At 26.6% G+C, this 21943-nt stretch carries 26 protein-coding genes and 1 other RNA gene; 16 read left to right on the forward strand and 11 right to left on the reverse strand.

All coding sequences use genetic code 11. The features are described from left to right. Positions 1-14 precede the first annotated feature (14 nt). Positions 15-443 carry a MarR family winged helix-turn-helix transcriptional regulator gene (locus Q3287_RS09545; RefSeq protein ID WP_054277596.1) on the reverse strand — a complete coding sequence of 143 codons (429 nt, stop codon included), beginning with the start codon at positions 441-443 and terminating at the stop codon, positions 15-17. An 84-nt stretch (positions 444-527) separates the two neighbouring features. Between Q3287_RS09545 and Q3287_RS09550 the strand changes: the two genes are divergently transcribed. Together Q3287_RS09550 and secG are read left to right on the forward strand one after the other, a co-directional pair. Continuing rightward, positions 528-1034, forward strand: a complete 507-nt coding sequence (locus tag Q3287_RS09550) for a GNAT family N-acetyltransferase (protein WP_054271646.1) — start codon at positions 528-530, stop codon at positions 1032-1034. Between the two features lie 117 nt (positions 1035-1151). Continuing rightward, the gene (gene secG / locus Q3287_RS09555) at positions 1152-1376 is read left to right on the forward strand and encodes a preprotein translocase subunit SecG (RefSeq protein WP_003421948.1); all 225 of its coding nucleotides are present in this window, start codon (positions 1152-1154) and stop codon (positions 1374-1376) included. A gap of 477 nt (positions 1377-1853) precedes the next feature. Here secG and Q3287_RS09560 read toward each other — a convergent pair whose 3' ends face one another. From Q3287_RS09560 to Q3287_RS09580, 5 genes are all read right to left on the reverse strand, one after another. Continuing rightward, positions 1854-2792: an AEC family transporter gene (locus Q3287_RS09560; protein WP_407963980.1), complete on the reverse strand. Its 939-nt coding sequence runs from the start codon at positions 2790-2792 to the stop codon at positions 1854-1856. A 3-nt stretch (positions 2793-2795) separates the two neighbouring features. Then, positions 2796-3170 carry a VOC family protein gene (locus Q3287_RS09565; protein ID WP_236877185.1) on the reverse strand — a complete coding sequence of 125 codons (375 nt, stop codon included), beginning with the start codon at positions 3168-3170 and terminating at the stop codon, positions 2796-2798. Between the two features lie 252 nt (positions 3171-3422). Continuing rightward, positions 3423-3920: a YbhB/YbcL family Raf kinase inhibitor-like protein gene (locus Q3287_RS09570; RefSeq protein WP_054271644.1), complete on the reverse strand. Its 498-nt coding sequence runs from the start codon at positions 3918-3920 to the stop codon at positions 3423-3425. A gap of 123 nt (positions 3921-4043) precedes the next feature. Next, positions 4044-4406, reverse strand: a complete 363-nt coding sequence (locus tag Q3287_RS09575; protein WP_407963981.1) for a winged helix-turn-helix transcriptional regulator — start codon at positions 4404-4406, stop codon at positions 4044-4046. Positions 4407-4423: 17 nt separating this feature from the next. Further along, complete coding sequence (locus Q3287_RS09580; protein WP_074179913.1) at positions 4424-5038, reverse strand: HEAT repeat domain-containing protein; 615 nt, start codon at positions 5036-5038, stop codon at positions 4424-4426. Positions 5039-5637: 599 nt separating this feature from the next. On the opposite strand from Q3287_RS09580, the gene rnr reads away from it, so the two are divergent. The 5 genes from rnr (at position 5638) to Q3287_RS09605 (ending at position 12418) form a co-directional block, all read left to right on the forward strand. Then, positions 5638-7773 carry a ribonuclease R gene (rnr, locus tag Q3287_RS09585; protein WP_054271641.1) on the forward strand — a complete coding sequence of 712 codons (2136 nt, stop codon included), beginning with the start codon at positions 5638-5640 and terminating at the stop codon, positions 7771-7773. A 339-nt stretch (positions 7774-8112) separates the two neighbouring features. After that, entirely contained in the window at positions 8113-8604 is a 492-nt protein-coding gene (locus Q3287_RS09590) for a YfbM family protein (RefSeq protein WP_407963982.1), read from the forward strand. A gap of 1081 nt (positions 8605-9685) precedes the next feature. Further along, positions 9686-10558, forward strand: a complete 873-nt coding sequence (locus Q3287_RS09595; RefSeq protein ID WP_407963983.1) for an ABC transporter ATP-binding protein — start codon at positions 9686-9688, stop codon at positions 10556-10558. Further along, positions 10555-11844: an ABC transporter permease gene (locus Q3287_RS09600; protein ID WP_407963984.1), complete on the forward strand. Its 1290-nt coding sequence runs from the start codon at positions 10555-10557 to the stop codon at positions 11842-11844. The genes Q3287_RS09595 and Q3287_RS09600 overlap by 4 nt, the downstream gene beginning before the upstream one ends. Continuing rightward, entirely contained in the window at positions 11774-12418 is a 645-nt protein-coding gene (locus Q3287_RS09605; protein ID WP_407963985.1) for an ABC transporter permease, read from the forward strand. The genes Q3287_RS09600 and Q3287_RS09605 overlap by 71 nt, the downstream gene beginning before the upstream one ends. Positions 12419-12792: 374 nt before the next feature. Here Q3287_RS09605 and Q3287_RS09610 read toward each other — a convergent pair whose 3' ends face one another. Continuing rightward, on the reverse strand, positions 12793-13620 hold the full coding sequence (locus Q3287_RS09610) for an AIM24 family protein (RefSeq protein WP_054271636.1): 828 nt from the start codon (positions 13618-13620) through the stop codon (positions 12793-12795). Between the two features lie 516 nt (positions 13621-14136). Here Q3287_RS09610 and smpB point away from each other — a divergent pair. The 5 genes from smpB to Q3287_RS09635 all read left to right on the forward strand — a co-directional run bounded on the left by smpB (position 14137) and on the right by Q3287_RS09635 (position 16325). After that, a complete protein-coding gene (smpB, locus tag Q3287_RS09615; RefSeq protein ID WP_054277589.1) occupies positions 14137-14592 on the forward strand; it encodes an SsrA-binding protein SmpB in 456 nt (151 codons plus the stop codon). Positions 14593-14749: 157 nt separating this feature from the next. Then, positions 14750-15099, forward strand: a transfer-messenger RNA (tmRNA) gene (gene ssrA / locus Q3287_RS09620). Between the two features lie 295 nt (positions 15100-15394). Then, a complete protein-coding gene (locus tag Q3287_RS09625; RefSeq protein WP_021426802.1) occupies positions 15395-15610 on the forward strand; it encodes a DUF3791 domain-containing protein in 216 nt (71 codons plus the stop codon). Further along, positions 15610-16089, forward strand: a complete 480-nt coding sequence (locus tag Q3287_RS09630) for a DUF3990 domain-containing protein (RefSeq protein ID WP_103950662.1) — start codon at positions 15610-15612, stop codon at positions 16087-16089. Before Q3287_RS09625 ends, Q3287_RS09630 begins: the two co-directional genes overlap by 1 nt. A 5-nt stretch (positions 16090-16094) precedes the next feature. Further along, a complete protein-coding gene (locus tag Q3287_RS09635; RefSeq protein WP_407963986.1) occupies positions 16095-16325 on the forward strand; it encodes a hypothetical protein in 231 nt (76 codons plus the stop codon). 116 nt (positions 16326-16441) lie between these two features. On the opposite strand, the gene Q3287_RS09640 is transcribed toward Q3287_RS09635, so the two are convergent. Genes Q3287_RS09640 through Q3287_RS09650 form a run of 3 tightly spaced genes read right to left on the reverse strand, consistent with a single transcriptional unit; the run spans position 16442 to position 19172 of the window. Beyond that, on the reverse strand, positions 16442-17608 hold the full coding sequence (locus Q3287_RS09640) for a tyrosine-type recombinase/integrase (RefSeq protein WP_407963987.1): 1167 nt from the start codon (positions 17606-17608) through the stop codon (positions 16442-16444). Beyond that, positions 17598-18350 (reverse strand): Fic family protein, encoded by a 753-nt coding sequence (locus Q3287_RS09645; protein ID WP_169470057.1) that lies wholly within the window; start codon positions 18348-18350, stop codon positions 17598-17600. The genes Q3287_RS09640 and Q3287_RS09645 overlap by 11 nt, the downstream gene beginning before the upstream one ends. A gap of 48 nt (positions 18351-18398) precedes the next feature. Then, complete coding sequence (locus Q3287_RS09650) at positions 18399-19172, reverse strand: helix-turn-helix domain-containing protein (RefSeq protein WP_407963988.1); 774 nt, start codon at positions 19170-19172, stop codon at positions 18399-18401. Positions 19173-19309: 137 nt separating this feature from the next. Here Q3287_RS09650 and Q3287_RS09655 point away from each other — a divergent pair, with 137 nt between their 5' ends. Both Q3287_RS09655 and Q3287_RS09660 read left to right on the forward strand, forming a co-directional pair. Beyond that, positions 19310-19510, forward strand: a complete 201-nt coding sequence (locus Q3287_RS09655) for a helix-turn-helix transcriptional regulator (RefSeq protein WP_407963989.1) — start codon at positions 19310-19312, stop codon at positions 19508-19510. Between the two features lie 459 nt (positions 19511-19969). After that, a complete protein-coding gene (locus Q3287_RS09660) occupies positions 19970-20125 on the forward strand; it encodes a hypothetical protein (protein WP_407963990.1) in 156 nt (51 codons plus the stop codon). 100 nt (positions 20126-20225) lie between these two features. On the opposite strand, the gene Q3287_RS09665 is transcribed toward Q3287_RS09660, so the two are convergent. Then, positions 20226-20525 (reverse strand): tyrosine-type recombinase/integrase, encoded by a 300-nt coding sequence (locus tag Q3287_RS09665; RefSeq protein WP_407963991.1) that lies wholly within the window; start codon positions 20523-20525, stop codon positions 20226-20228. A gap of 257 nt (positions 20526-20782) precedes the next feature. Here Q3287_RS09665 and Q3287_RS09670 point away from each other — a divergent pair, with 257 nt between their 5' ends. Next, positions 20783-20920: a hypothetical protein gene (locus tag Q3287_RS09670; RefSeq protein ID WP_407963992.1), complete on the forward strand. Its 138-nt coding sequence runs from the start codon at positions 20783-20785 to the stop codon at positions 20918-20920. Between the two features lie 459 nt (positions 20921-21379). After that, a complete protein-coding gene (locus Q3287_RS09675; protein ID WP_407963993.1) occupies positions 21380-21925 on the forward strand; it encodes a tyrosine-type recombinase/integrase in 546 nt (181 codons plus the stop codon). Positions 21926-21943 lie beyond the last annotated feature (18 nt).

Below are 21943 nucleotides of genomic sequence, written 5' to 3' on the forward strand. Positions count from 1 at the left end.
CCTTTTTTTATGTTTCATTTCTTACTTTTATTCACAGCTTTAGAAAAAATACGAATAAAAGTTTCTATTTCATCTTTATCTAATTGATGTAAGAGATTTCTAAATACAATTATTTCTATATCTCTATGTTCTTGTTGAGCCTTTAAACCTAATTCAGTTAAGACTAAGTTATACCCCCTTTTATCTTTAATACAGGGATTCTTTTTAATAAATTTTTTTAATTCAAGACGTTTTACAGCACTTGTTAATGTGCTTTTTGGCAATTCTAAAATTTCACTAATTTCTTTCATCATACTATTTGGATACTGTTCAACTATTTCTAAAATACTTAATTCTACTAAAGAAATACCATGAATAGTAGGATACTTACCACTACACATTTCTGTTTTCATCTGCATACTAACAATATGCCACAGGTTGTTTAGCTCTTTTACAGGATTCATTGACTTTTACCTCCATATATGATACGATTGTCGTACTAATATAGTACGATAATCGGATTAATTTGTCAATAGGATGGTGTTTTTATGAATTTAGAGATTATACGAGCTACAATTGAAAATGCTACAGAAATGGGTCTTATACATTCTTGTTCATGGAGAAAAGCGTATAAAGGAATTATTCCAGATAAGATAATAGATGAATTCACTTCTGAAAAAAGAGCAGAAGTTTTCCAAAGTGTTATTCCAAAAGCTGAAGAGGAATATTATCTTTTTAAAGTGAATGATATACCTGCTGGTTTTGCTTCATTAAATAGAAGCCAAGAGGATAATGCTCCAAAATGTATTGGAGAAATATATTCTATATATTTCCATCCTGATTTTTGGGGAACATCTGTTACAAAAAAAGGATTACAATTTTGCATTGATAGATTAAGCAATTTAGGATATTCACATATAACGATATGGGTTCTAAAAGACAATACTAGAGCTATAAAATTCTATAAAAAAAATGGTTTTACTTGTGATGATTTTGAGAAAGAGATACATATTGGGAACAAATTATTAGAAGTACGTTATTCAAAAAAGATATAGTAATTGCATATTATTTTTGTTTGTTATTTATGGCTTAATAGTCTTGAAATGACTATATTATTGTGATACACTAAAGAGTAATGAAATTTAAGTAATAAATAGATAGGAGGGGCAATAATGAGCAACATTTTAATGGGTGTGCAAGTAGTACTAGGGATTTTACTAGTAATTAGCATAATGCCTCAAGATTCAAAGAATGCTTTGCCTTCAGAGTTTGGTGGAGAAGGAAGTCAAGCTTACTTTAAACCAAAAGGTAAACAAGCATTTCTTGCTAGAGTTACAAAGATAACAGCAGTATTATTTTTTATAAATGCATTGGCATTACTTATAGTTAAGAAGTAATGATATTGTTGAATAACTGGCCATTATTTAATTAGTGCATTTGGAAAATATTTAAAAATTAAATTTAGTTTTTAATGAAAATACGTAAAGTAAAAAATAAAACAGGACTAATAATTTTACATTGTTAGTCCTGTTTTTATTTTAAAGATTAAGTTAGATATTTTGATTATTTATATTTATGTGTATCTTTATCAAACCAGATAATTAGTTTATTACAACTTGGACAAGTGCCACAAAATAAGCCACAAATAGCAGCAGTATTTTTACAAGGTTTCATAAAGTCATCTCCATTAAGTTTTATAGTATGGCTAGTATTTTGTAAATATAAATAACACTTTCATAATATTTTATAAAATAATCTTCAATAAGGCTTATATCGTAAACATTATGTAGAAGTAAAAGCATACAACTATAAAATGTCATATAAGCAAATTTGAACATTTAATAAGTAAATCTAAATATTTAGATAAGATTAATTTAAATAAGATTATTCTGTTTTAAAATAAATATTATTAAAAATACTGTAATTATAGAAAATGCAGAGGTAAATACTACAATTTGACCAGCTAGTTCACTATCAGAATCCATCTGTTGTGCCATTGTAAATGAAGAAACAGCAGTTGGAGCAGATAACATTATCATAAGTGAGGCTAATTCTACATTTCTAAATCCAAGAAGAATACTAATTGGCAAGAATATAGTAGGTACAAGTATAAGTCTTCCACATACCCCCAATAAAATGGGTCTTAGATGTCCCTTTATAGAAGAAAAACTAAAAGAGCCTCCTAATATTATAAGGGATAAAGGTGTTGCAATTTTAGATATATCTCCAATTGTCTTATGTAAAAATGTAGGGATATTAATATCTAAAATTAACATAATAAGACCTATTGCAGAAGCTATTATAAGTGGATTTGTTATAATACCTTTAATCATATGTTTTATGTTTACTTTTCCACCTCTAAAAATTTCAAGTATTACAACAGATAATACATTAAACATAGGTACAATGACTGCAATTAATAAAGATGTGACTCCAATGCTCTTATCTCCAAATAGTGAGATTGTTATAGGTATACCAAATATAACGAAATTGCTACGGAATATACCTTGTATTAATGCACCTCTTGATTTATTATCTTTTTCAATTTTAGGGATAATAAAAACTAGGATTAAGAAGGTTGAAAAAATGATTATAACAGCTACAATCATAAGTCTAAAATTAAGAGAGCCATTTAAATCTGTGTTATATATGTTAAAAAATAATAATAATGGCAAGAAGGATTTGAAACAAACATTATTCATTTTATTTAAAGTGTGTTCATCAAATAAGCCTAATTTTTTTAGAACATATCCAAGTGACATTGTGAGAAACAAAGGAAGAACAACATTTACTGATAAAATTAAATTTTCCAAAGTCTATTCTCCATAACTCGATAATTCAATTAAATTTCCATCAGGGTCCCTTAAATAAATGGATTTCATTTTACCAAAGACTCCTGTACGCTCTACAATTCCTTGTTCAACTTGAATATCATTTTGTTCTAAGTATTTTTTTGTCTCATCAATATTTTCATTTATTTCAAAACATAAATCAGCACTACCCGTTTGTACGTTTTTGCTATGTGGTGAAAGTTCATGACCTTTTATATGGACATTTATCTTAAAATCTCCAGCATAAAGCTCATATCTTTTATTCATTTCCTTAAATGTAAAACCAATTTTTGTATAAAATTTGATACAATTTTCTATATTATTAGTAGTAATTACTATATGGTCTATTTTTTTTATCATAACAACTCCTTAAGATTTTATATATTGATAAACTTAACATAAATTTATTTGATTTTATAAACTGATACGATTTATCTTGATTGTTGAATTTTATATTTATTATTGAATTTCATGTAGAGTGTTAAATTTTATGTAAATCGCAGGATTTAATGTAATCTATTAATTAAAATATAAAAAATACTCTAATAACAATTAAGCTAATCATTAATCAAATGTAGACATTTAATTAATGATTAGCTATAGTCAATCTAATTAGTTAGAATAACTTCCTTTTAATGTAAATGTATCTAAAACGTGTCCATCCATAGCTTTAAAAAACTCATTCATATAGAATCCTTTTTCAAGGTCAAGAATAGTATCAAGTGCAAATACATGTATTTCATAAACATGAGGTCTGTCTGGAGGTGCCATACCACCATATACACTGGCTTCTAATCTGTCAAGACCTCCTAGTTTACCATGCCAGCTAGTAGTCCCTTGAACAAAATCAGTAGCTGTTATACTTTCATTTTCACTTAATTCATCTCTTGTTATATTTACAGCTAACCAATGTATCCACGCAAATCCACATACAGGGACAGAATCTTTGTCTTCTAAAAATACTGCAAAGGATACTGTATTCTTTGGAGCATCTTCAAACTTTAGAGGTAGTGAGTATGTAGGCATACCACCTTCATTGAATTGAGTTCCTCTTTTTCCATATTTATCTTCTATAACGCCATTTACTATACCAGTACTAGTTACTTTCATAATAATTTACCTCCTAAATATATAATAAATTAATAGAATATTTCTGTAATTTAATTATATACCAATTGAAAATAATGGTAAATTACTTACTTTTTTGTGTGTATCTATTTAGGGGGTATCTATTTATTTTAAAATACCTTTTTCCTTAAGTATATCTTCCATGCCATTATCGAGCATAAAGTTAATTCCTATATCTTGCATTATAGCCAAAGCATCTAACATTTGCTTTCCTCGAATAGGTGTAAGTGAATACTCAACCTTAAGTGGGTAACCATCATATGTCTTTTTATCTACAAGACCAAATTCGATTAATTCTTTAAGCTGTTCAAGCAACATTTTTTGATTAATACCATTAATCTCCTTCTCAAGTTTTGATAGAGAAGTTGGTCCCATACGTAATCTCCATAATATAATAGATTTCCATTTGCCTTTTATCATATCATGTGTTAATTCTAAGGGGCAAGTATATTCATCACGAATTTTCAAATAAGGTCACCTCCAATTTATTTTGCTAATATACGTTTTGAAGCAAGCTTATATACAAACTCAACTTTTTTATTTGTGATATCCCATGAGTCTAATTCTTTTTTTATTAAATCCGGATATTTTTTACTTATATCTCTAAGAGCATTACCAACAGATTTTCTTAAGTATTCACTATCATTATCTTTTAAACTAGAAAGTAGAGATATAGCGACATCAGGATTAGATTTAAAATAATCTCGATTGGTCCAAATCCTAAGGCCTTCTGTGACAGCTCTTTTTACGTTTGGATTGTCAGAATTAATCCATTCTTTTATTACAGGAAGTGCTTTTTCATATCCTACCTCACTACAATAATAATCAAATGATTTAGCTAGTATTTCCTGTACTCTCCAGTTTTCATCTTTACTAACATTATCTTTTAAAAATAACAACGCTTCAGAAATTGTTATTGATATAAATCCAAGTATAAACACTGCCAATTCTCTTACTTGATAGTATTCTGATCTATATAAGTAGATTGACAGATAATAACATTTTTTTGATTCATTATTTTTTACAATCTTTTTAGCTATAGTTTCAATTTCTTTAAATCCATTTTCTATAGTAATAATTTTTGCAATTACTTCTTCCAATTTTATCTCCTCCAATAAGTAGATTAGTTTAAATTTCATGTATTTATTTGTAAAAAAAAGTTTGTTTAGTTTAGATAAAATAAAGACTTGTCAAAAAACGTTTGCAAGTCTTTAGTACTAGCATAAATAAAAAATAATAAAAAATCAACCTCATTTAACATATAAATTTACTTTTATTATGAGTTTTATATTATTAAGTTGTGTTTAAAAAATTAATTGAGTTATATAAATTTTACATGATTTGAGTATACTAATAGAATAAATTATTATATAGTAATACTTATATGAGATGAATATTTTACCAATCCTATCTGATAGTGTATAATTAGGTGATAAAGTAGATAATAAACAGTAATTTAAACAATCATAATGACATTTATACAGATAATTTATTCTTAAAGAATCAGCATAATAGTGTTTTAAGCTATTACTTTACAATTTATAATAAATACAAAATATAAATAAGTAATTTAACTTGTAGGAATAATAAAAAGTATAAAAAGTTATATGTAATTAATAAAAAAGCTTTGTTCTAAGGAATATAAAAGGTAATGTAATATAAACAATAATATAATGAAAGATTAAAATAGGAGGGAAAAATGATACCAGGACTTAAAGAGAGTTTGTTAGGATTAATAAATGAAAGCGCATATAATCCTCTAAAGAAAGAAGAATTAGCAGAAATTTTTGATATACATTCATCAGAAATGCCAATGTTCTATAATTTTTTAAATGAATTAGAAGAAGATGGTTATATAAGTTTTACTAAGAAAGGAAAAATAATATCTCCAAATCAAATGGGATATTTTGTTGGAAAATTTGTATCACATAAAAAAGGATTTGGATTTGTTGAGTCTGATGCTGAGTATACGCAAGATTTATTTATTTCAAGTGACAATATAAATGGAGCTATGCACAATGATAGAGTTATGGCAGAAATAGTTGTACCTGCGACTGAAGAAAAGAGAGCTGAAGGAAGAATAGTAAAAGTTATAAAGAGAGAGATAACTAGAATAGTGGGTACTTTTCAATCAAGTAAAACTTTTGGCTTTGTAACACCAGATAACAAGAAGTTTACTAAAGATATATATATACCTAAAAAACATTTTAGTGGAGCAGTAGATAATGATAAAGTAGTATGTGAAATTACAGTATGGCCACAAGAGGATAGAAAACCAGAAGGAAAAATTATAGAGATACTAGGTCAAAAAGGTGAAAGAGGCGTAGAAATAGACTCTATAATAAGAGAACATGGTCTTCCAGAAGAGTTTCCAAAAAAAGTATTGCAAGAAGCTGAGGCTGTGGCTGTTGAAATTCCTCAAGAAGAGATAAAAAGAAGAAGAGATTTAAGAGATTTAAACATATTTACTATAGATGGAGATGACGCAAAAGATTTAGATGATGCTATATCAATAGAAATATTACCTAATAAAAACTTTAAATTAGGAGTTCATATAGCTGATGTCACACATTATGTAAGAGAAAAAAATAAACTCGATAAAGAAGCTTTAAAAAGGGCTACATCAGTTTATCTAGTAGATAAAGTAATCCCAATGTTGCCAAAAACTCTTTCAAATGGAGTATGTAGTTTAAATCCATTTGAAGATAAGTTAACTCTTTCTATATTTATGGAAATAGACCATAAAGGAAATGTAGTTAAACATGAGATATGTGAATCTATAATAAATTCAAAAGCTAGAATGACTTATACAGAAGTGTCTGACATATTAGAAAAAGATGATGAAAAACTTAAAAAGACTTTTGAACATGTTGCAGATGACTTTAAGAATGCTGAGGTCTTAGCTAGGATTCTTATGTCAAGAAGGGAAAAAAGAGGGGCTATAGATTTCAATTTCCCAGAAGCAAAGATAATTCTAAATGGAAACGGTGAAGTTGCAGATATAAAGCCATATGAGAGAAGAATATCTAATAAGATAATAGAAGAATTTATGCTTATAAGTAATGAGACAATTGCAGAACATTTTTATTGGATGGGGATACCATTTGTGTATAGAATACATGAGACACCATCTTTGGAAAAAATGGAAGAATTGAGTAAGTTTATATCTACATTTGGATATGTAATAAAGGGTGACAAAGAGGAAGTACATCCAAAGGCATTACAAGGTATAATAGAGAAGATAAAGGGCAAAAAAGAAGAAGGTGCTATTAGTACTATAATGCTTCGTTCTTTAAAACAAGCTAAGTATTCACCAGAATGTAGTGGACATTTTGGATTAGCAGCTAAATTCTACTGTCACTTTACTTCACCAATAAGAAGATATCCTGACCTTCAGATTCATAGAATAATAAAAGAATCTTTAAATAATAAGATAAGTGGAAAGAGACAGGAACAGCTTACTACTATAGTGGATTATGCATCTGTTCAATCATCTGAAAAAGAAAGAAAAGCAGAATTGGCTGAAAGGGATGTACATGATTTCTATAAGGCTCTTTATATGAAGGATAAAGTTGGTCAAGAGTTTGAAGGCGTTGTATCTAGTGTAACTTCATTTGGAATATTTGTTGAGCTAGATAATACTATAGAAGGATTGATAAGACTTGCAAATATGAATGATGATTATTATATTTATGATGAGAGTTCTTATAGTGTTGTAGGAGAAAGAACTAAGAAGTCATATAAGATAGGTGATTTAGTTAAGATAAAAGTTGAGGGTGTAAATGTAGACTTTAAAGAAATTGATTTTGAAATAGTTGAAAAAATAGAGGAATAAGTAAAACATCTAAAATAGATATGAGAAGTTGTAGTATTTATGGTATAACTAAATTTGTAATACTCAATGTGCAATGAAAATTAGAAGTTAAAAAATATTTAATGAGAATAGATAATATAAAAATATTTGATGAAAATAGGTAGTACAAAAATACTTAGTTAAAAACAGATATTTAAAAAATAAATTTTTAATATAAAATAAGTGTATCATTTAAAACTTGAGATACACTTATTTTTTTGTTCTACATAAATTTTTGTTTTATTTAATTTATAACGATATATTACTTTGTATAAATTTAGTGTTAAAATAAAAAAAACACTACTTAGGAGGAATAGAATTATGGGTATGATAGGATGTTATATTAGAATAAGTGAAGAAAATGTTTTGAAATTACAACAAGCAGAAGATAACTTACAAGGTTTATTTTTTGGAGATATGGATGAAGATAATACTATCAGTATTGATAAAGCATGGCATGCTATTCACTTTACTTTAACAGGTTGTCCATTTGGAGGAGAGGATGATAATATATTTAGCAAACTAGTAATGAGTGGAAATGTATTTATGGAGATTGATGGAGAACCTCCTGCAATGCTGATTACAGCTAATGATGTAAAGAAGCTATCAGAAGCAATGGACAGTTTGGAAGAGCAGCAGTTTAGAGAAAAATTTAATATTAGTGAGATGTTAGAAAATAATATTTACCCTGTTATGGATGATGAGAATGAAGAAGAGTTTTTTGATTATGTATGGGCAAATTTGATTGAACTTAAAAAGTTTATAGAAGAAGCTGCTAATGAGAGACAAGCAGTAATATTTTATATAATGTGATGATTACTAAAAAACTATGAACGATTAATACATTTATATATCTTAGAGATGAGGAAGTATGATTTTATAAGGGAAGATACATATTAGCCTTTTAATTATTTATTTAATAGTAGCATTTTAAAATATATCAATTATTTTTGGATTCTTGTGGTGTGTAGCTACATATATTTTATTTATCTTAAAAGGCTAAATGATTTATCCTAAGTTAGTATCATTAGGATACAAGTATGTGATAAATATTTCTTAGAACAGATTATATAATATGATTCTGAAATATATGAGTCTATAATAAGCATTTAATAATCTTCCAGATTCTAATTTAATTGATAAAATAGAGGATTTTTTAATTATAGTTTTGAGTCTATTATATTTTTGAAATTTATCTATTGTGTTCTATAATTCTCTTGTATATCTATAATATTTTTTCATTATGTGACTCGATTTATTTTTGAAGCTAACCTATCATATTCAATAATTCTTTTAATTAGATAGTATGTTTTTTTATTATGTGAATTAATTTTTTAAAAAATTTATCTCTTATATCCAACAATTCTTTTGTATACTTATCTTATTTTTTCATTATGCAAATCAACTATCTTCTGAAGCTAATCTATTATATCCAACAATTCTTTTGTATACTTATCTTATTTCTCATTATGCAAATCAACTATCTTTTGAAGCTAAACTCTTATATCCAACAATTCTTTTGTATACTTATCCTATTTTTCATTATGCAAATCAATTATCTTTTGAAGCTAATCTCTTATATCCAATAATTTTTTTAGTTATCTGCAATATTTTTTCGTTATAGCAACTTACCATCATATTGAAAGCTATCCATTATAAATAATTCGTTTAGCCATCCACCATATCTTTTTATTATATAAAACGGATTCACAAATAAAGTAAGTAAAAATTAAAAAAATATATACTCTAATTAAAAGTAGAAAAATTAAAATCTTTAGGAAAAATTTAGAAATTTATAAATAATATTTTAAGTTTTAGAATTTATTATGAAAATACAATAAAAAATTTATAGAAATACAATTCTATAAAACTATTTCTGGGGGTGTATTTATATATGGAAATGAAAATATCAGTGTCTAATCTTAGTAAAAGATTTGGAACAAAAAGTGCTCTTGATAGTATAAATCTTGAAATTGACAGTGGGATGTTTGGGCTTTTAGGAAGAAATGGAGCAGGAAAAACGACTTTTATGAGAATTTTAGCTACCTTATTATCCAAAACAGAAGGTTCAATAGATATGTGTGGGGTTCCTATTGAGAATACTAAAGATATTAGGAATATGGTTGGCTATTTACCACAAGATTTTTCAATGTATCCCAATATGACAGTATACAAAGCAATGGATTATTTGGCAGTTTTATCGAATATACCACTAAGGAAAAGAAGAAAAGTTATATGCAAGTTATTAAGTAAAGTAAACCTTACTAATCATCAAAATGTTAAGGTAAAGTCTTTATCTGGAGGTATGAATAGAAGGCTTGGCATAGCACAAGCACTAATTCATAATCCAAGAGTTTTAATAGTAGATGAACCAACAGCAGGTCTTGACCCAGAAGAGCGTATAAGATTTAGAAATCTATTATGTGAAATTGCAAATGATAGAATTGTTATATTATCAACGCATATTGTTGGAGATATAGAAGCTACATGTGAAAATGTGGCTATATTAGATAGTGGAAAAGTTATATACAATGGCTCTACTGAGGCTTTAGCAAAACTAGCTCAAGGAAAAGTATATAGTATTGAAGTAGATAAAAAAGATATTGAAAATATAAAAAATAAATTTGTAGTTATAGGTATGCTGACTCAAGGTGGAAAGGCTACACTTAGGGTCATATCAGATGATAAACCTTTTGAAAATGCAGTAGAATGTAATCCAACTATTGAAGATGGCTATATGCTTATAATGGGAGGAGAGAAGATATGAATCTATTTTTAAAAGAATGTAAAAATATATTAAAAAGTATAGTATATTATGTTTTTATTATAGTTTTAGTGTTTTTCTATGTTTCTCAACTTGGGGGTTCAGTTTCTAAAGATGTAAGTAAAAATGTTCCTAATGATGGGAATCCATTAGTTGCTCCTCAAAGGGTAGAAGATATTGAGGAATATTATTCTATACACAATCAATATCCATATGGTCAAAAAGAATCTATGAAAACAGAAGAAGTCATTCCAAATGCAACTATAAATTTAATTAGAGAATATCAAGAAAACTCATATACAACATATCCAACAGGAATAGTTAAATCTATAAAATTGGACCAAAATAAAACCAAGACCCTAGAACAATATATAGAAGAAATAACTGGTAGAAGTATTGAGGAAATAAATTCACTATGGAAAAATGGAGATAGCATAAAAATAGATTATTCAAGAGTATCTATTGGAAGATTTGAAGAAATAATGCAAAGAGTAGATGATATTTTAGGCGGAGGGTCTGCATATGCCTTTGATAAGTTGCAAAGATTTGGAGTAGTTCCAATTTCTTATAATGAAGCGATGCAGAATTATAACTATACAATAGAAAAAGATAAAGTTACTAGTGGCTATGCAAGAATTTTTTGTGATTATATAGGTATAGTCTTAAGTATATTTCCAGTGTTTGTGGCAGTTTTCATGTCGCTTAAAGATAAACGTTCAAGAATGAGAGAAATTATTTATTCAAAACAAGTATCATCATACAAAATAGTTTTATCAAGATATTTTGCACTTGTTTTTATGATGTTATTACCAGTATTAATTTTAGGTATAAAAGATTTGCTTCCTTTGATTTCATTTGGCAAAAATGAAGGGATATCAGTTGATAATTTAGCATTTATAAAATATACAATATGGTGGCTACTTCCAACACTTATGATAGCTACAGCTATAGGTATGAGCCTTACTATATTAACAGATACACCAATAGCAATTATTGTTCAATTAATTTGGTGGTTTTACAGTATAAATTCTACAGGTCTTAAAGGTGATTATCCAACAATGGGGTTAATGATAAGACATAATAGTGTGCTAAGTGGGAATATTGTTGCACAAAACTTTAATCAAATTATGAGTAATAGATTTATGATGAGTCTAGGTGCATTAGTGATTGTTTTGCTAACGATATTCTTATATGAGCAAAAAAGAAGGGGGAATCTTGATGTTGCATCAAAGCTTTCAAAACTGTTTAGTTTTAATAAAAGAAAACTTCAAATTAAGCACTTTAATTAATTTGATATGTTCAATTATATTGTTATGTTTGATTCCTCTAATACAAGGAGTAGCTAATTTAGATAGAATTTCGTCAGCCATATGTTTAGAAAATTATGTTGTAATAGTAGGAATAATAATGTTGGTACCTATATTTTCACTAGAACAATCAAAAGAGATTGATGAAATAGTATCATCAAAATCACTATCTCAAGTTATTGTACAATCAATTAGAATACTGATGTCAATTATAAGTATAGCTGTTTTAATCATAGGTTTTGTAAATGTTTTAATCTATTTAGGTGGAGATTTTCCAGTAACTGAGTATATTGTTGGAAGTTTTGCATCAGCTATGTTTGTAGGAAGTTTGGGAATGTTTTTTTCGAATTTATTTAACAATACAATCATTGGATATATGGTGTCTATAGGATATTTAATTTTAAATATGATGACTAAAGATAAGTATGTTGGAAATTTCTTTATAATGTCTATGAGTCAAGGCAGTTTTGATGAAAAATATTGGTTGATATCTGGAAGTGTAGTGTTGATAATCATATCTCTATTGATAAAACCTATAAAAAGGAAGGTTAGATAAATAATGTGAGAGCTTTAATAAAATGAAGGTAATAGAAATAAAAAGTACATTTATGAAATACAAGTTTATTTTTATATACACAATATATAATTTGATATTTATGTATGTAAATAGATGTATCTATCTATTAGTATAAGAATATATATATTGAATTTTATTAAAAGCTCTCAAATTTATATTTTATAGTGATTTCACAATAATAGTTTAATAAAATCTATAGTAATTTTATAAATTATATAGTGAATTCATAATAATAGTCAAATAAAACCGATAGTAATTTTATAAATTTCATAATGATTTCACAGTGATAGTCAAATAAAACCTATAACAATTTTATAAATTTCATAATGATTTAGTAAGTATTTATAAAACTACTATTTTTGTCTAGAAACTTTATTATTCATATTATCATTAGTAGGCATTGAACCAAAGCTTAATTTTTCATACATTACTTGAGTTGGTGCTAACCAAACTGTACCATTACCAGTAAACGTATTTAAGAAACCTTCACCATTTAAAGCAGAACCAATTAAAGATTTATCTGATTTAGTAACAGAGAAATTAACTCCAGATGTTCTTGCTATTGCAAAGTTACCATCTACCTTTAATTCTTCTCCATTTTTTAATTCATATTCTACAATTTCACTTTGAGGAACAACGCATTCTAGAACGATTACACCAGTACCACTTAATTCTATTTGGAAGAAACCTTCACCACCAAGTAAAGCAGATGAGAAGTTCTTTTGTGTAAATGCCTTTACTTCTATTGTATCAGAACAGCAATAGAATAATCCTTTATCAACAACTATTGAATCATTATCAAGACTCATAAATAAGTAATGTCTAAAAGAAGGTTCTAAGTAAACTTCGCCAGTACCTTTATATACAGGTTTCATCATTGATTCATTAGTAAGTGCTCCTGATATTCCTTTTTTGAAAAGGCCTCCAACGCCACCAATCTTAGTTTCAGAGGAGATATTACCTTTATAATAATATAATGCACCAGCTTCTGTTTTTATTGATGAATTATTTAACTTTATCTTAATTTGTCTAGCTCTTAAGCCAGCTTCTCTAGCAAAATATAATCCCATTGCCATCATTGGGCTAGAAGCACCTTCAAGTTTTTCAAATTCTAATATTTCAAATTCACTTTTGCCATCTGATGCATTTTCTAAAATTCTTACTTTTTTGCTTAAATCCATACAAATTTCTCCCTACTATAGTTAATATTTATCTCTAAAATATTACAAGATATAATTATATATTACATTTTTTTTGGAAAAATGGCTACTTTATCATCAAATTTTTACATCTTTTAAGAAACTTTAAGATGGTTATAGCTGAAGTAGGATTTTTTAAGGATATGTGATTATTTAAATGGATATTTTGAGTATTATTTATTATTTGTGGGTATTATATTTTATGGGCATATTAAAAGATAAAAGATAGATATTTAGAGTAGTTTTTGTTTTGAAGTTAATAAATTGATTTTAGCAGTTAAATTTAGCTTGGGATTGAATGTATTTGATATGGCTTGTTATTTATTTTGCTTTACTATTTATCATATTACTTAAGAAACTTAATATATTAGTGTAATCTTGACTAAAATTCCTAAATATGTTATTATACAGGTTAGTCAAATGATTTAGTAGAATGAAAAATTTAGCAAATTATTAATATCAATTGAAAAAATTTCTAGCAAAGAAGGTGAGATTTATATGGCTGGTAAGAAAGTATTAGCAACAAACAAAAGAGCAAGACATGAATATTTTATAGAAGAAACTTATGAATGTGGAATTGAATTAAAAGGAACAGAAGTAAAATCAATAAGACAAGGTAAAGTTAACCTAGGTGATGGATATGCATCTGTAGATAATAGTGAAGTATTTTTGAAACAAGTTCATATAAGTCCATATGAGCAAGGAAATATATTCAATGTTGATTCTTTAAGAGTTAGAAAATTATTGCTTCATAAGCATGAGATAAGAAAACTTATTGGAGCAACTACTATAAAGGGGTATTCACTTATACCACTTAGTTTATATCTAAAAAATGGTAAAGTTAAAGTAGAAATTGCTTTAGCAAAAGGGAAGAAGTTATATGATAAGCGTCAAGATATGGCTAAGAAAGATGCACAAAGACGTATAGAAAGAGAAATGACAGGCAAGTATTAAATTAGATAAAAGTGTATTTTTTAGAATAAAATTCTTTATTATCTAGAACATAACATTGATTTTTATTCTTAAAAGTATTATATTATATATACATTAAAAATTTAATAAAAATGGTGATAAAGTTTGCGAAAAGTCTAATGGACTATAAACTACTCAAGGGGTCGTAAAGGTTTCGACGTGGGTTTGGAACTTGAGGCTGCATGTCGTGTTACTCTGGGTCACGTAAAAACTGGGGAACTTTAAAATAAACGCAGACGATAATTTCGCGATAGCAGCCTAGTTGCTGCTCGTCCCTCTTAGTCCTCCTGCCGACTAAGACTGGACGTCATTATGCAGGGAACTACTTTAGGGGTGTCTCGACTTAAAGTAGATTAATTGGGACTGGCTAAGCATAGAGCCTGCCACTTGGCGTTATGTGAGGCGAGATACTAGTGAAGTTGGCTAAGCATGTAGATGCAACGAGGAAAAGACTTACGGACAGGGGTTCGACTCCCCTCGTCTCCACCAATTTTAAAAAAAGAATGATGAAATACTTGGAAATACTAGTCTTTATTGACTAGTATTTTTTATTTTGGAGATGAAATCCACCAACTGTACCCCAACCACAGAAAAAGAGGTTTTTTTGAGGGTATATTGGGGTGCATTTAGGGTGTATAAAAAACCTTTATTTATTATGATATTAGGTAACATAGAATTTTAATATCTACTTTATGATATAATATTTTTATAAATGTAAAATAGTTTAAGTTGTTAATTAATAAAAATATATATTATATAAGTTTGATAGGAGTTGAGGTTTGTAATGGATGAAAGAAAACTAGAATTTTCTATTTTTTGCATTGAAGCTTTAGCAGAAAAGTTGAATATAGATTCAGAAGGAGTTTATAAACTTCTTAAACATGATACTGATATTTTAGATAACTATATAATACCTTGCTATGAAGCACTACATTCTCAAAGTAAAAGTTATATAGTGCAAGATTTAATACAAGTACTTAAAGAAAAGGGCGTGATATAATGATTGTATATCATGGTTCATACTGTGTGGTAAAAACGCCTAATATTACCTTTTCAAGAGATTCTTTAGATTTTGGAAAAGGATTCTATTTAACTAGTATAAAAACACAGGCACTTAACTGGACAGAACGTTTTAAGAAAAGGGGTAAAAAAGCATATTTAAATAGCTATTCTTTAGATATTGATGAATTAAAAAAAATTTGTAATGTAAAAATATTCGATAGTTATAATTTAGAATGGCTTGACTTTATATTAGAATGTAGAAATATGAGTGATGTATATATGAAATATGATGTTATAATAGGTGGAATTGCTGATGATAAGATTTACAATACAATAGAACTGTATCAAGATAATCTTATTGAAAAAGATGAAGCTTTAAAAAGATTAAAATACTATAAACCAAATGAACAAATATGTATAACCAATCAAAATGTAATAGATAAATATTTAAAGTTTAGGTATGAAGAGGAGGTATAGTGATTATGGAAGCAAATAAAACATTATTACAAATACTATATAAAAAAATCATATTAGAATTTTCTAAGCAAACAGGTAAGAGCTTGGAAGAAAGTATGGATTATTTATATACTTCTGAAATATATAAACTTATAAGTGAGGGTGTATCAGATATGCACTGTAAGGGTCATATATACTTGGCTCAAGAACTAATGCTAGAAAATGGATTAATGTATCATAAAGGCTATCCAAGATAAATATTGAAAAAACTAGATAAGAATAAGGATACAAGATAATATTAAATTAATTTGTATCCTTATTTTGATTTTGTAATTAACTATATTAAATCACAATATTTATATGTATTTGATTTTTACAATGAAAATATTTTATCCAATTTTTCTATAGCTTCAACCTTCTTATCTTCAATAACTTGAGTATATATATTTAAAGTTATTGATATATCATAATGACCCATTAAAACTTGTACAGTTTTAGGAGGGACATCATTCTCAAAAAGTCTAGTTGCATAAGTTTTTCTAAGACCATGAAACTTTATAGGCTCTATATTTAAGCTATTTAATATGGACTTTAAATTCCTTAAAGGTCTTTTATCATCTATAGGGATACCCAATTCATTGCAAAATACATAATTATCATTTCTATATAATTCTCCAGCCTTTAATATATCTGTATTTTGATTTACTTTATGTTCTTTCAATTTATTTAAGACATCCTTTGGAGTAGGTACAGTTCTGTAAGAATTTGATGTCTTTGGCTCTTGCTCCAATACTTTAAGCTCTCTATTTCCAGTTTTATCTATAAGATATGTTCTTTGAAGAGTTCTTTTAACTGTTAAATTGGACTTTTTAAAATCAATATCAAACCATTTAAGTCCTAATAATTCTCCTAATCTAAGTCCAGTACCAAGGGCAAGTAAAAATAATGCCTCTAATTTATGACCATCTATAGTTTTTATAAAACTCTTTTGTTGTTCAAGAGTCAATATTTCAAGTTTATTTTCCTTTTTCTCAATTGGTATATTTACCATAGTACAATAGTTACGTTGTATAAGACCTTGTTTTTCAGCTTCTGATAAGCAGGTTTTTAGTTTAGTGTTTATTTGCCTTATAGTAGCTATACTTTTATTGGAATCAAGCAATCTATTGTAATATTTTTGTATGTGAGATACTCTTAAGTCCTTTAATTTAACATTGCCTAAATCAGTATCTTTAATATAATTACGATAGATGCTTTCATATCTTTCAAATGACTTAGGTTTTAAATCTTTTATTCTATATTCAAACAACCAATTGTAAAACCAATGCTCTAAAGTTATTTTATCATCTGAAATGTCAGAGCTTAAATAATATTGTTTTTTATAAGCATCTAGTTTATCTTTAACTTCCTTTTGAGTCTTACCATAAAATTCTTTTCTTATTGGTTTACCATCTTCATTATAGCCAATCATTATACGGGAACGCCAACCATCTTTATATTTTCCGATAGAGCCTTCTCCATTAGCTCTTTTAGTTGCCATTTTTAAACAGCTCCTTATATGATTTATAGTTATATCCATCAAAGAATGTAATACATTTCTCTAATAAGAATTTTATAACTTCATCAGCTTCTAGTGTTTCATAGAAGTTTAGCATTAATGTGTTGTACTCTTGTTTATGTTTAGCTGGTATTGATAGAACTCCTATATCATTACTTATAAGTATTAGGTTTGAGGTAAGTCTAGCAGTTCTTTTGTTGCCATCATAGAAGAATTGGCAATAGGATAACCATAAATTTATTATTATAGCCTTTTCTAAGGGGTTAGTTATTTTATTTATGATATTTATGTCACTTACAAATAAATCATTTAATAGAGTGGCTTCTATGCATTCATATTGAGTAGTACCAGCTATACCTATGTTACCGTTTCTAAAATCTCCAACGATTAGAGCTTCATCTTTTGCAACTATTTTATGTATAGAGCAAATTGTATCTTTATTTAAAGATAAGTTTTCTTTGTTACTTAATTTTATTACATAATCCCATGATGATTTTATATTTAGTATTTGATTTTGGTCACTTAATTTATGTCCACCCACTGTTATACCATCAAGTAATGTTTGTACTTCTGGGAATGTAAAGGGGTTATTTTCTAGGTTACTCATATCATATACAAATTCACTTATCATTCTTCTAATGTATGTTAAAGTATATTTTTTATCTCCATGAGGTAGATTAGTAGGGAATTTATGTGTGTATTTTGGTATATATGATTTATTCATGATTGTAGCTCCTTTCATAGTTTTTTACCATTGTTTTAGATACTATTTTTATATTTTATTTAGTAGTTTTTTTATTTCTTTAAGTGTATTTTCAAGCTTTTTATTTTTTTCCTTTAATTCATTATTTTCTTGTAATAATTTAAAGTAATCATTATTTTTAATAGTCATATTTTCTTTTTGAGATATTAACTTTTTTAGTCGAATGTTACTCCCATTATCTGTTGCCTCACTAAAGTAATCATAGATTGTTTCTATATTTTCTTCTGATAAACCAATATCTAATAATTCATCAATTGATTGTTTTGTAAGAACATCATTTTTAATAATTTCTTTTATATCATCAGGATATAATGAAAAATCTAATTCAGTATTAGATATACAATCTGAAAGTATCCAATTATAAACTTGATTTTCATTTAGTTCTAATTTTTCACCAAGTTTATAATATTGGTCTTTATCAGACCAAGCGCCTAGCAATAAACTTGAGGTAATCCTAATATCATCATCTTCCATAAGATTTGAAATAGCATTTAAAAATTCATCAAAAGAATAGTATTCTTCTGGGAATAAAGACTGTAAAAAGTATAAAATATCTTCATTAGTCATTACTTCATTTTCAATATCAAAATAAAAGATAGTCTTTTCAATTTTCAAAGCTTTAGCGAGTTTTGATAAGGTATCTATACTAGGTATTCTTTTATCATTTTCATAATTTATTAGAGCATTTCTTGAGATGCCACTAATTTCAGCAAGTTGAATCTGTGTTAGTTCTTTTTGTTTTCTTATCTTTTTTAAGTTTTTTCCAATTTGCAATATTATCACCTCGTATAAAGTATATCCCAAAAGTACACAAATGAGAACAGAAAAATAATATATTCTTATTGACAGTACACATATATCGACATTATAATTAAAATGTAAAGTTTACGAATGTAAACTAGAAAAAAGGAAGAAAAAGTATGGGAATCAATTTAAAAATATTTAGTATTAAAAAAGGTCTAAATCAACAAGACCTGGCAGATAGAGTTGGTATATCAAGATATTATTTATCTAATTTGGAAAGAGGTAAGGCTAATAATCCAAGAAATGATTTGATGGTTAAACTGTTTAGTGCTTTAGATACAATAGTAGAAGAATTATTTTTTAGTAAAGAGGAGTAAAAATATGGATTAAAGAATATTTTAGTAGAAAAAATACAGGTGGTGTAATTAATTATACAGGAACTGCAATTCAAGATTGTGTAAGTCTAATTTATTTATTTGATAATATAGATAAGAAAGATTATCAAGAGATAACTTTTGAACAAATAAATGATTTTACTATTATTTTTAAGGATTATGAAGTATCTGTACAGGTGAAGTCAAATTACTTTGATTTTAAATCAGTAAGTACATTATTAGAAAAGCTAGATATAAAGCATGGTAAAAAATATGTATTTGCATGTTCCAAATATGATAATCAATTTCAAATATTTGATATAAAATTATAACAAATGAAAAATGTTATAAACTCTTCTAGATTAAATAAGTAAAAATTATATAAATGATCTAGCATTAAAATATAAATCAAGAAAAATAGATAAGAATTCTACAGAATATATTAAATTTGTAGATAATAATATGAACTTAATTTTAGAAGCATTAAAATTTGATTCTAGCTTATATGAAATGTTCAAACAACAATTAAATATGACTAGGTCTTATATATATCAAAATGATTTTAAAAACGCATTGAAAGAAATAGAAACTGTATCAAAATATGAACAAGTGTTTTAAAAGTATAAATTTTTTCTATTAAATATTAATGAATTTAATTTATATATAATCTATGCTTTTTTATCTTCCATAATATGAGTGTAAATATCAATAGTAATACTTATATTAGAGTGGCCAAGTAGGGTTGAGTTGTTTTAGGTAGAATCTTAGCTTCGAATAACCTAGTGGAATATGTATATCTTAAGGCATGGAATTTGATAGGATCAATCCAGCTTTTATTTAAAATAGTAGTTAAGATTTTATTAGGTTTATTTTCATTAAACAGTTCTCCTAATTCATTACAAAATACATAGTTAGAGTCTTTATATAAACCTGATGATATAAGTTTAAATTCATTTTGATTAGCTTTAAGAGTTTTTAATTTAATGGATATATCTCTAGATATAACTATAGTTTCCATTGAGTTTTTTGTTTAAGGAAAGAAGATCGAACTATGTAATCCAAGAGATAGAGCTAAAAAAAGCAAGTCAAAGAAATAGTAAGTATTTAGAAATATACACATGGAGCTTTACAATAAGTGGTAAGTGCTTCGAGAAGTCTTCATATAGATAAAGTTCAAAAGTTCTTGATAGTTCAATCAAAAATGACTATAAAATATCGATACATGAAAGCTATATGGAAAATAGAGAAGTTAAAAATAAGTAATAGTATACAAGTATGAAAGAACACTATAGCATAATTCAATATGGTTTCGAACTGTGGAAAGTTGAAAATGAATTAGATGCGATTGTTTATCAGAAGCTTGACCTGTTTATTGAAAAGATAACTGAGAGATATTATAAAACTGAAGAGTAAAAATTATTTGTCTAAGGAGCTAAATAAAATAATATCTTAAATATTAGTTATGATGATATAGAAGAGACTAAATTCATAGTAAATAAACTAAATAGAGGTATAAGAATGTTTCTAAGGCACTATGGATATAATTTATAGGTGATGATTAAAGATGTGCTAATATGAGGTGATATCTTAGGGCTAGATATCCTTGTGAATACTATATATGGATTTAGATATTAAAGAGAGGGTAGAGCATTATATAGAGAAGAGTATGGCCAGAGCTATCGAAGCGATTATGTAGATTGTACGAGAACGATTAAGAGTAAGTTAAAAAAAGAGATCCATAATATAAAAAGTTGTAGAAATTATGTATAAATAAAAAAATATTGAAAAAATAATAATAAATATATATAATTAAATACAGCAAAAGTAAAAAAATAGATATTAAGATGTATTAATAGTTAGGATTGATTAATTATGAAATTAGTAGAACCTATAAAAAATATAGAAGACATAAATAAAATAAAAAAATATTTGAAGTCAAAGAACTTAAGAAATTATTTGATTTTTGTAATGGGGATAAATACGGGTATAAAAACTTGTAAAATACTAAATCTCAAAATTGAAGATATATTAGATTCTAATAATATTAGAGATTCAATAAGTATCAATGGAATCAAATATGACATTACAAAAAATACAAGAGATGCTATAAAAGAATATCTTTTATTTAACAATATAGGGGATGAAAGAAATAAGTATTTGTTTAAAAGTAATAGAGGAGAAGAACCTATAGATAGATCTCATTTATATAGGATTTTAAATGAAGCAGCAAAAAAATGTGATTTAGACATATCTATAGGAAATGAAACTTTGAGAAAAACTTTTGGATATCATTATTACTATCAAGTGGGTAACTTAAAGTATTTGCAATTAGTATTGAATCAAAAATCTATGAGCAAGTTACGTGATTATTTAAATATCGAAAATGAAACAAATTTTAATAAAAGATTTAATTTATAAATAGCAACGGAAATGAGG

Origin of the sequence: Clostridioides sp. GD02404, from assembly GCF_045898275.1 — a bacterium.
Lineage (GTDB): Bacteria > Bacillota > Clostridia > Peptostreptococcales > Peptostreptococcaceae > Clostridioides > Clostridioides difficile_A.

What these genes read in the sequence shown, in the direction of transcription:
- Q3287_RS09545 (WP_054277596.1), bottom strand. Translation starts at nt 443, where the DNA reads ATGAATCCTGTAAAAGAGCTAAACAACCTGTGGCATATTGTTAGTATG.
- Q3287_RS09550 (WP_054271646.1), top strand. Translation starts at nt 528, where the DNA reads ATGAATTTAGAGATTATACGAGCTACAATTGAAAATGCTACAGAAATG.
- secG (WP_003421948.1), top strand. Translation starts at nt 1,152, where the DNA reads ATGAGCAACATTTTAATGGGTGTGCAAGTAGTACTAGGGATTTTACTA.
- Q3287_RS09565 (WP_236877185.1), bottom strand. Translation starts at nt 3,170, where the DNA reads ATGATAAAAAAAATAGACCATATAGTAATTACTACTAATAATATAGAA.
- Q3287_RS09570 (WP_054271644.1), bottom strand. Translation starts at nt 3,920, where the DNA reads ATGAAAGTAACTAGTACTGGTATAGTAAATGGCGTTATAGAAGATAAA.
- rnr (WP_054271641.1), top strand. Translation starts at nt 5,638, where the DNA reads ATGATACCAGGACTTAAAGAGAGTTTGTTAGGATTAATAAATGAAAGC.
- Q3287_RS09590 (WP_407963982.1), top strand. Translation starts at nt 8,113, where the DNA reads ATGGGTATGATAGGATGTTATATTAGAATAAGTGAAGAAAATGTTTTG.
- Q3287_RS09595 (WP_407963983.1), top strand. Translation starts at nt 9,686, where the DNA reads ATGGAAATGAAAATATCAGTGTCTAATCTTAGTAAAAGATTTGGAACA.
- Q3287_RS09600 (WP_407963984.1), top strand. Translation starts at nt 10,555, where the DNA reads ATGAATCTATTTTTAAAAGAATGTAAAAATATATTAAAAAGTATAGTA.
- Q3287_RS09605 (WP_407963985.1), top strand. Translation starts at nt 11,774, where the DNA reads ATGTTGCATCAAAGCTTTCAAAACTGTTTAGTTTTAATAAAAGAAAAC.
- Q3287_RS09610 (WP_054271636.1), bottom strand. Translation starts at nt 13,620, where the DNA reads ATGGATTTAAGCAAAAAAGTAAGAATTTTAGAAAATGCATCAGATGGC.
- smpB (WP_054277589.1), top strand. Translation starts at nt 14,137, where the DNA reads ATGGCTGGTAAGAAAGTATTAGCAACAAACAAAAGAGCAAGACATGAA.
- Q3287_RS09625 (WP_021426802.1), top strand. Translation starts at nt 15,395, where the DNA reads ATGGATGAAAGAAAACTAGAATTTTCTATTTTTTGCATTGAAGCTTTA.
- Q3287_RS09630 (WP_103950662.1), top strand. Translation starts at nt 15,610, where the DNA reads ATGATTGTATATCATGGTTCATACTGTGTGGTAAAAACGCCTAATATT.
- Q3287_RS09635 (WP_407963986.1), top strand. Translation starts at nt 16,095, where the DNA reads ATGGAAGCAAATAAAACATTATTACAAATACTATATAAAAAAATCATA.
- Q3287_RS09640 (WP_407963987.1), bottom strand. Translation starts at nt 17,608, where the DNA reads ATGGCAACTAAAAGAGCTAATGGAGAAGGCTCTATCGGAAAATATAAA.
- Q3287_RS09645 (WP_169470057.1), bottom strand. Translation starts at nt 18,350, where the DNA reads ATGAATAAATCATATATACCAAAATACACACATAAATTCCCTACTAAT.
- Q3287_RS09655 (WP_407963989.1), top strand. Translation starts at nt 19,310, where the DNA reads ATGGGAATCAATTTAAAAATATTTAGTATTAAAAAAGGTCTAAATCAA.
- Q3287_RS09660 (WP_407963990.1), top strand. Translation starts at nt 19,970, where the DNA reads ATGAACTTAATTTTAGAAGCATTAAAATTTGATTCTAGCTTATATGAA.
- Q3287_RS09665 (WP_407963991.1), bottom strand. Translation starts at nt 20,525, where the DNA reads ATGGAAACTATAGTTATATCTAGAGATATATCCATTAAATTAAAAACT.
- Q3287_RS09670 (WP_407963992.1), top strand. Translation starts at nt 20,783, where the DNA reads ATGAAAGAACACTATAGCATAATTCAATATGGTTTCGAACTGTGGAAA.
- Q3287_RS09675 (WP_407963993.1), top strand. Translation starts at nt 21,380, where the DNA reads ATGAAATTAGTAGAACCTATAAAAAATATAGAAGACATAAATAAAATA.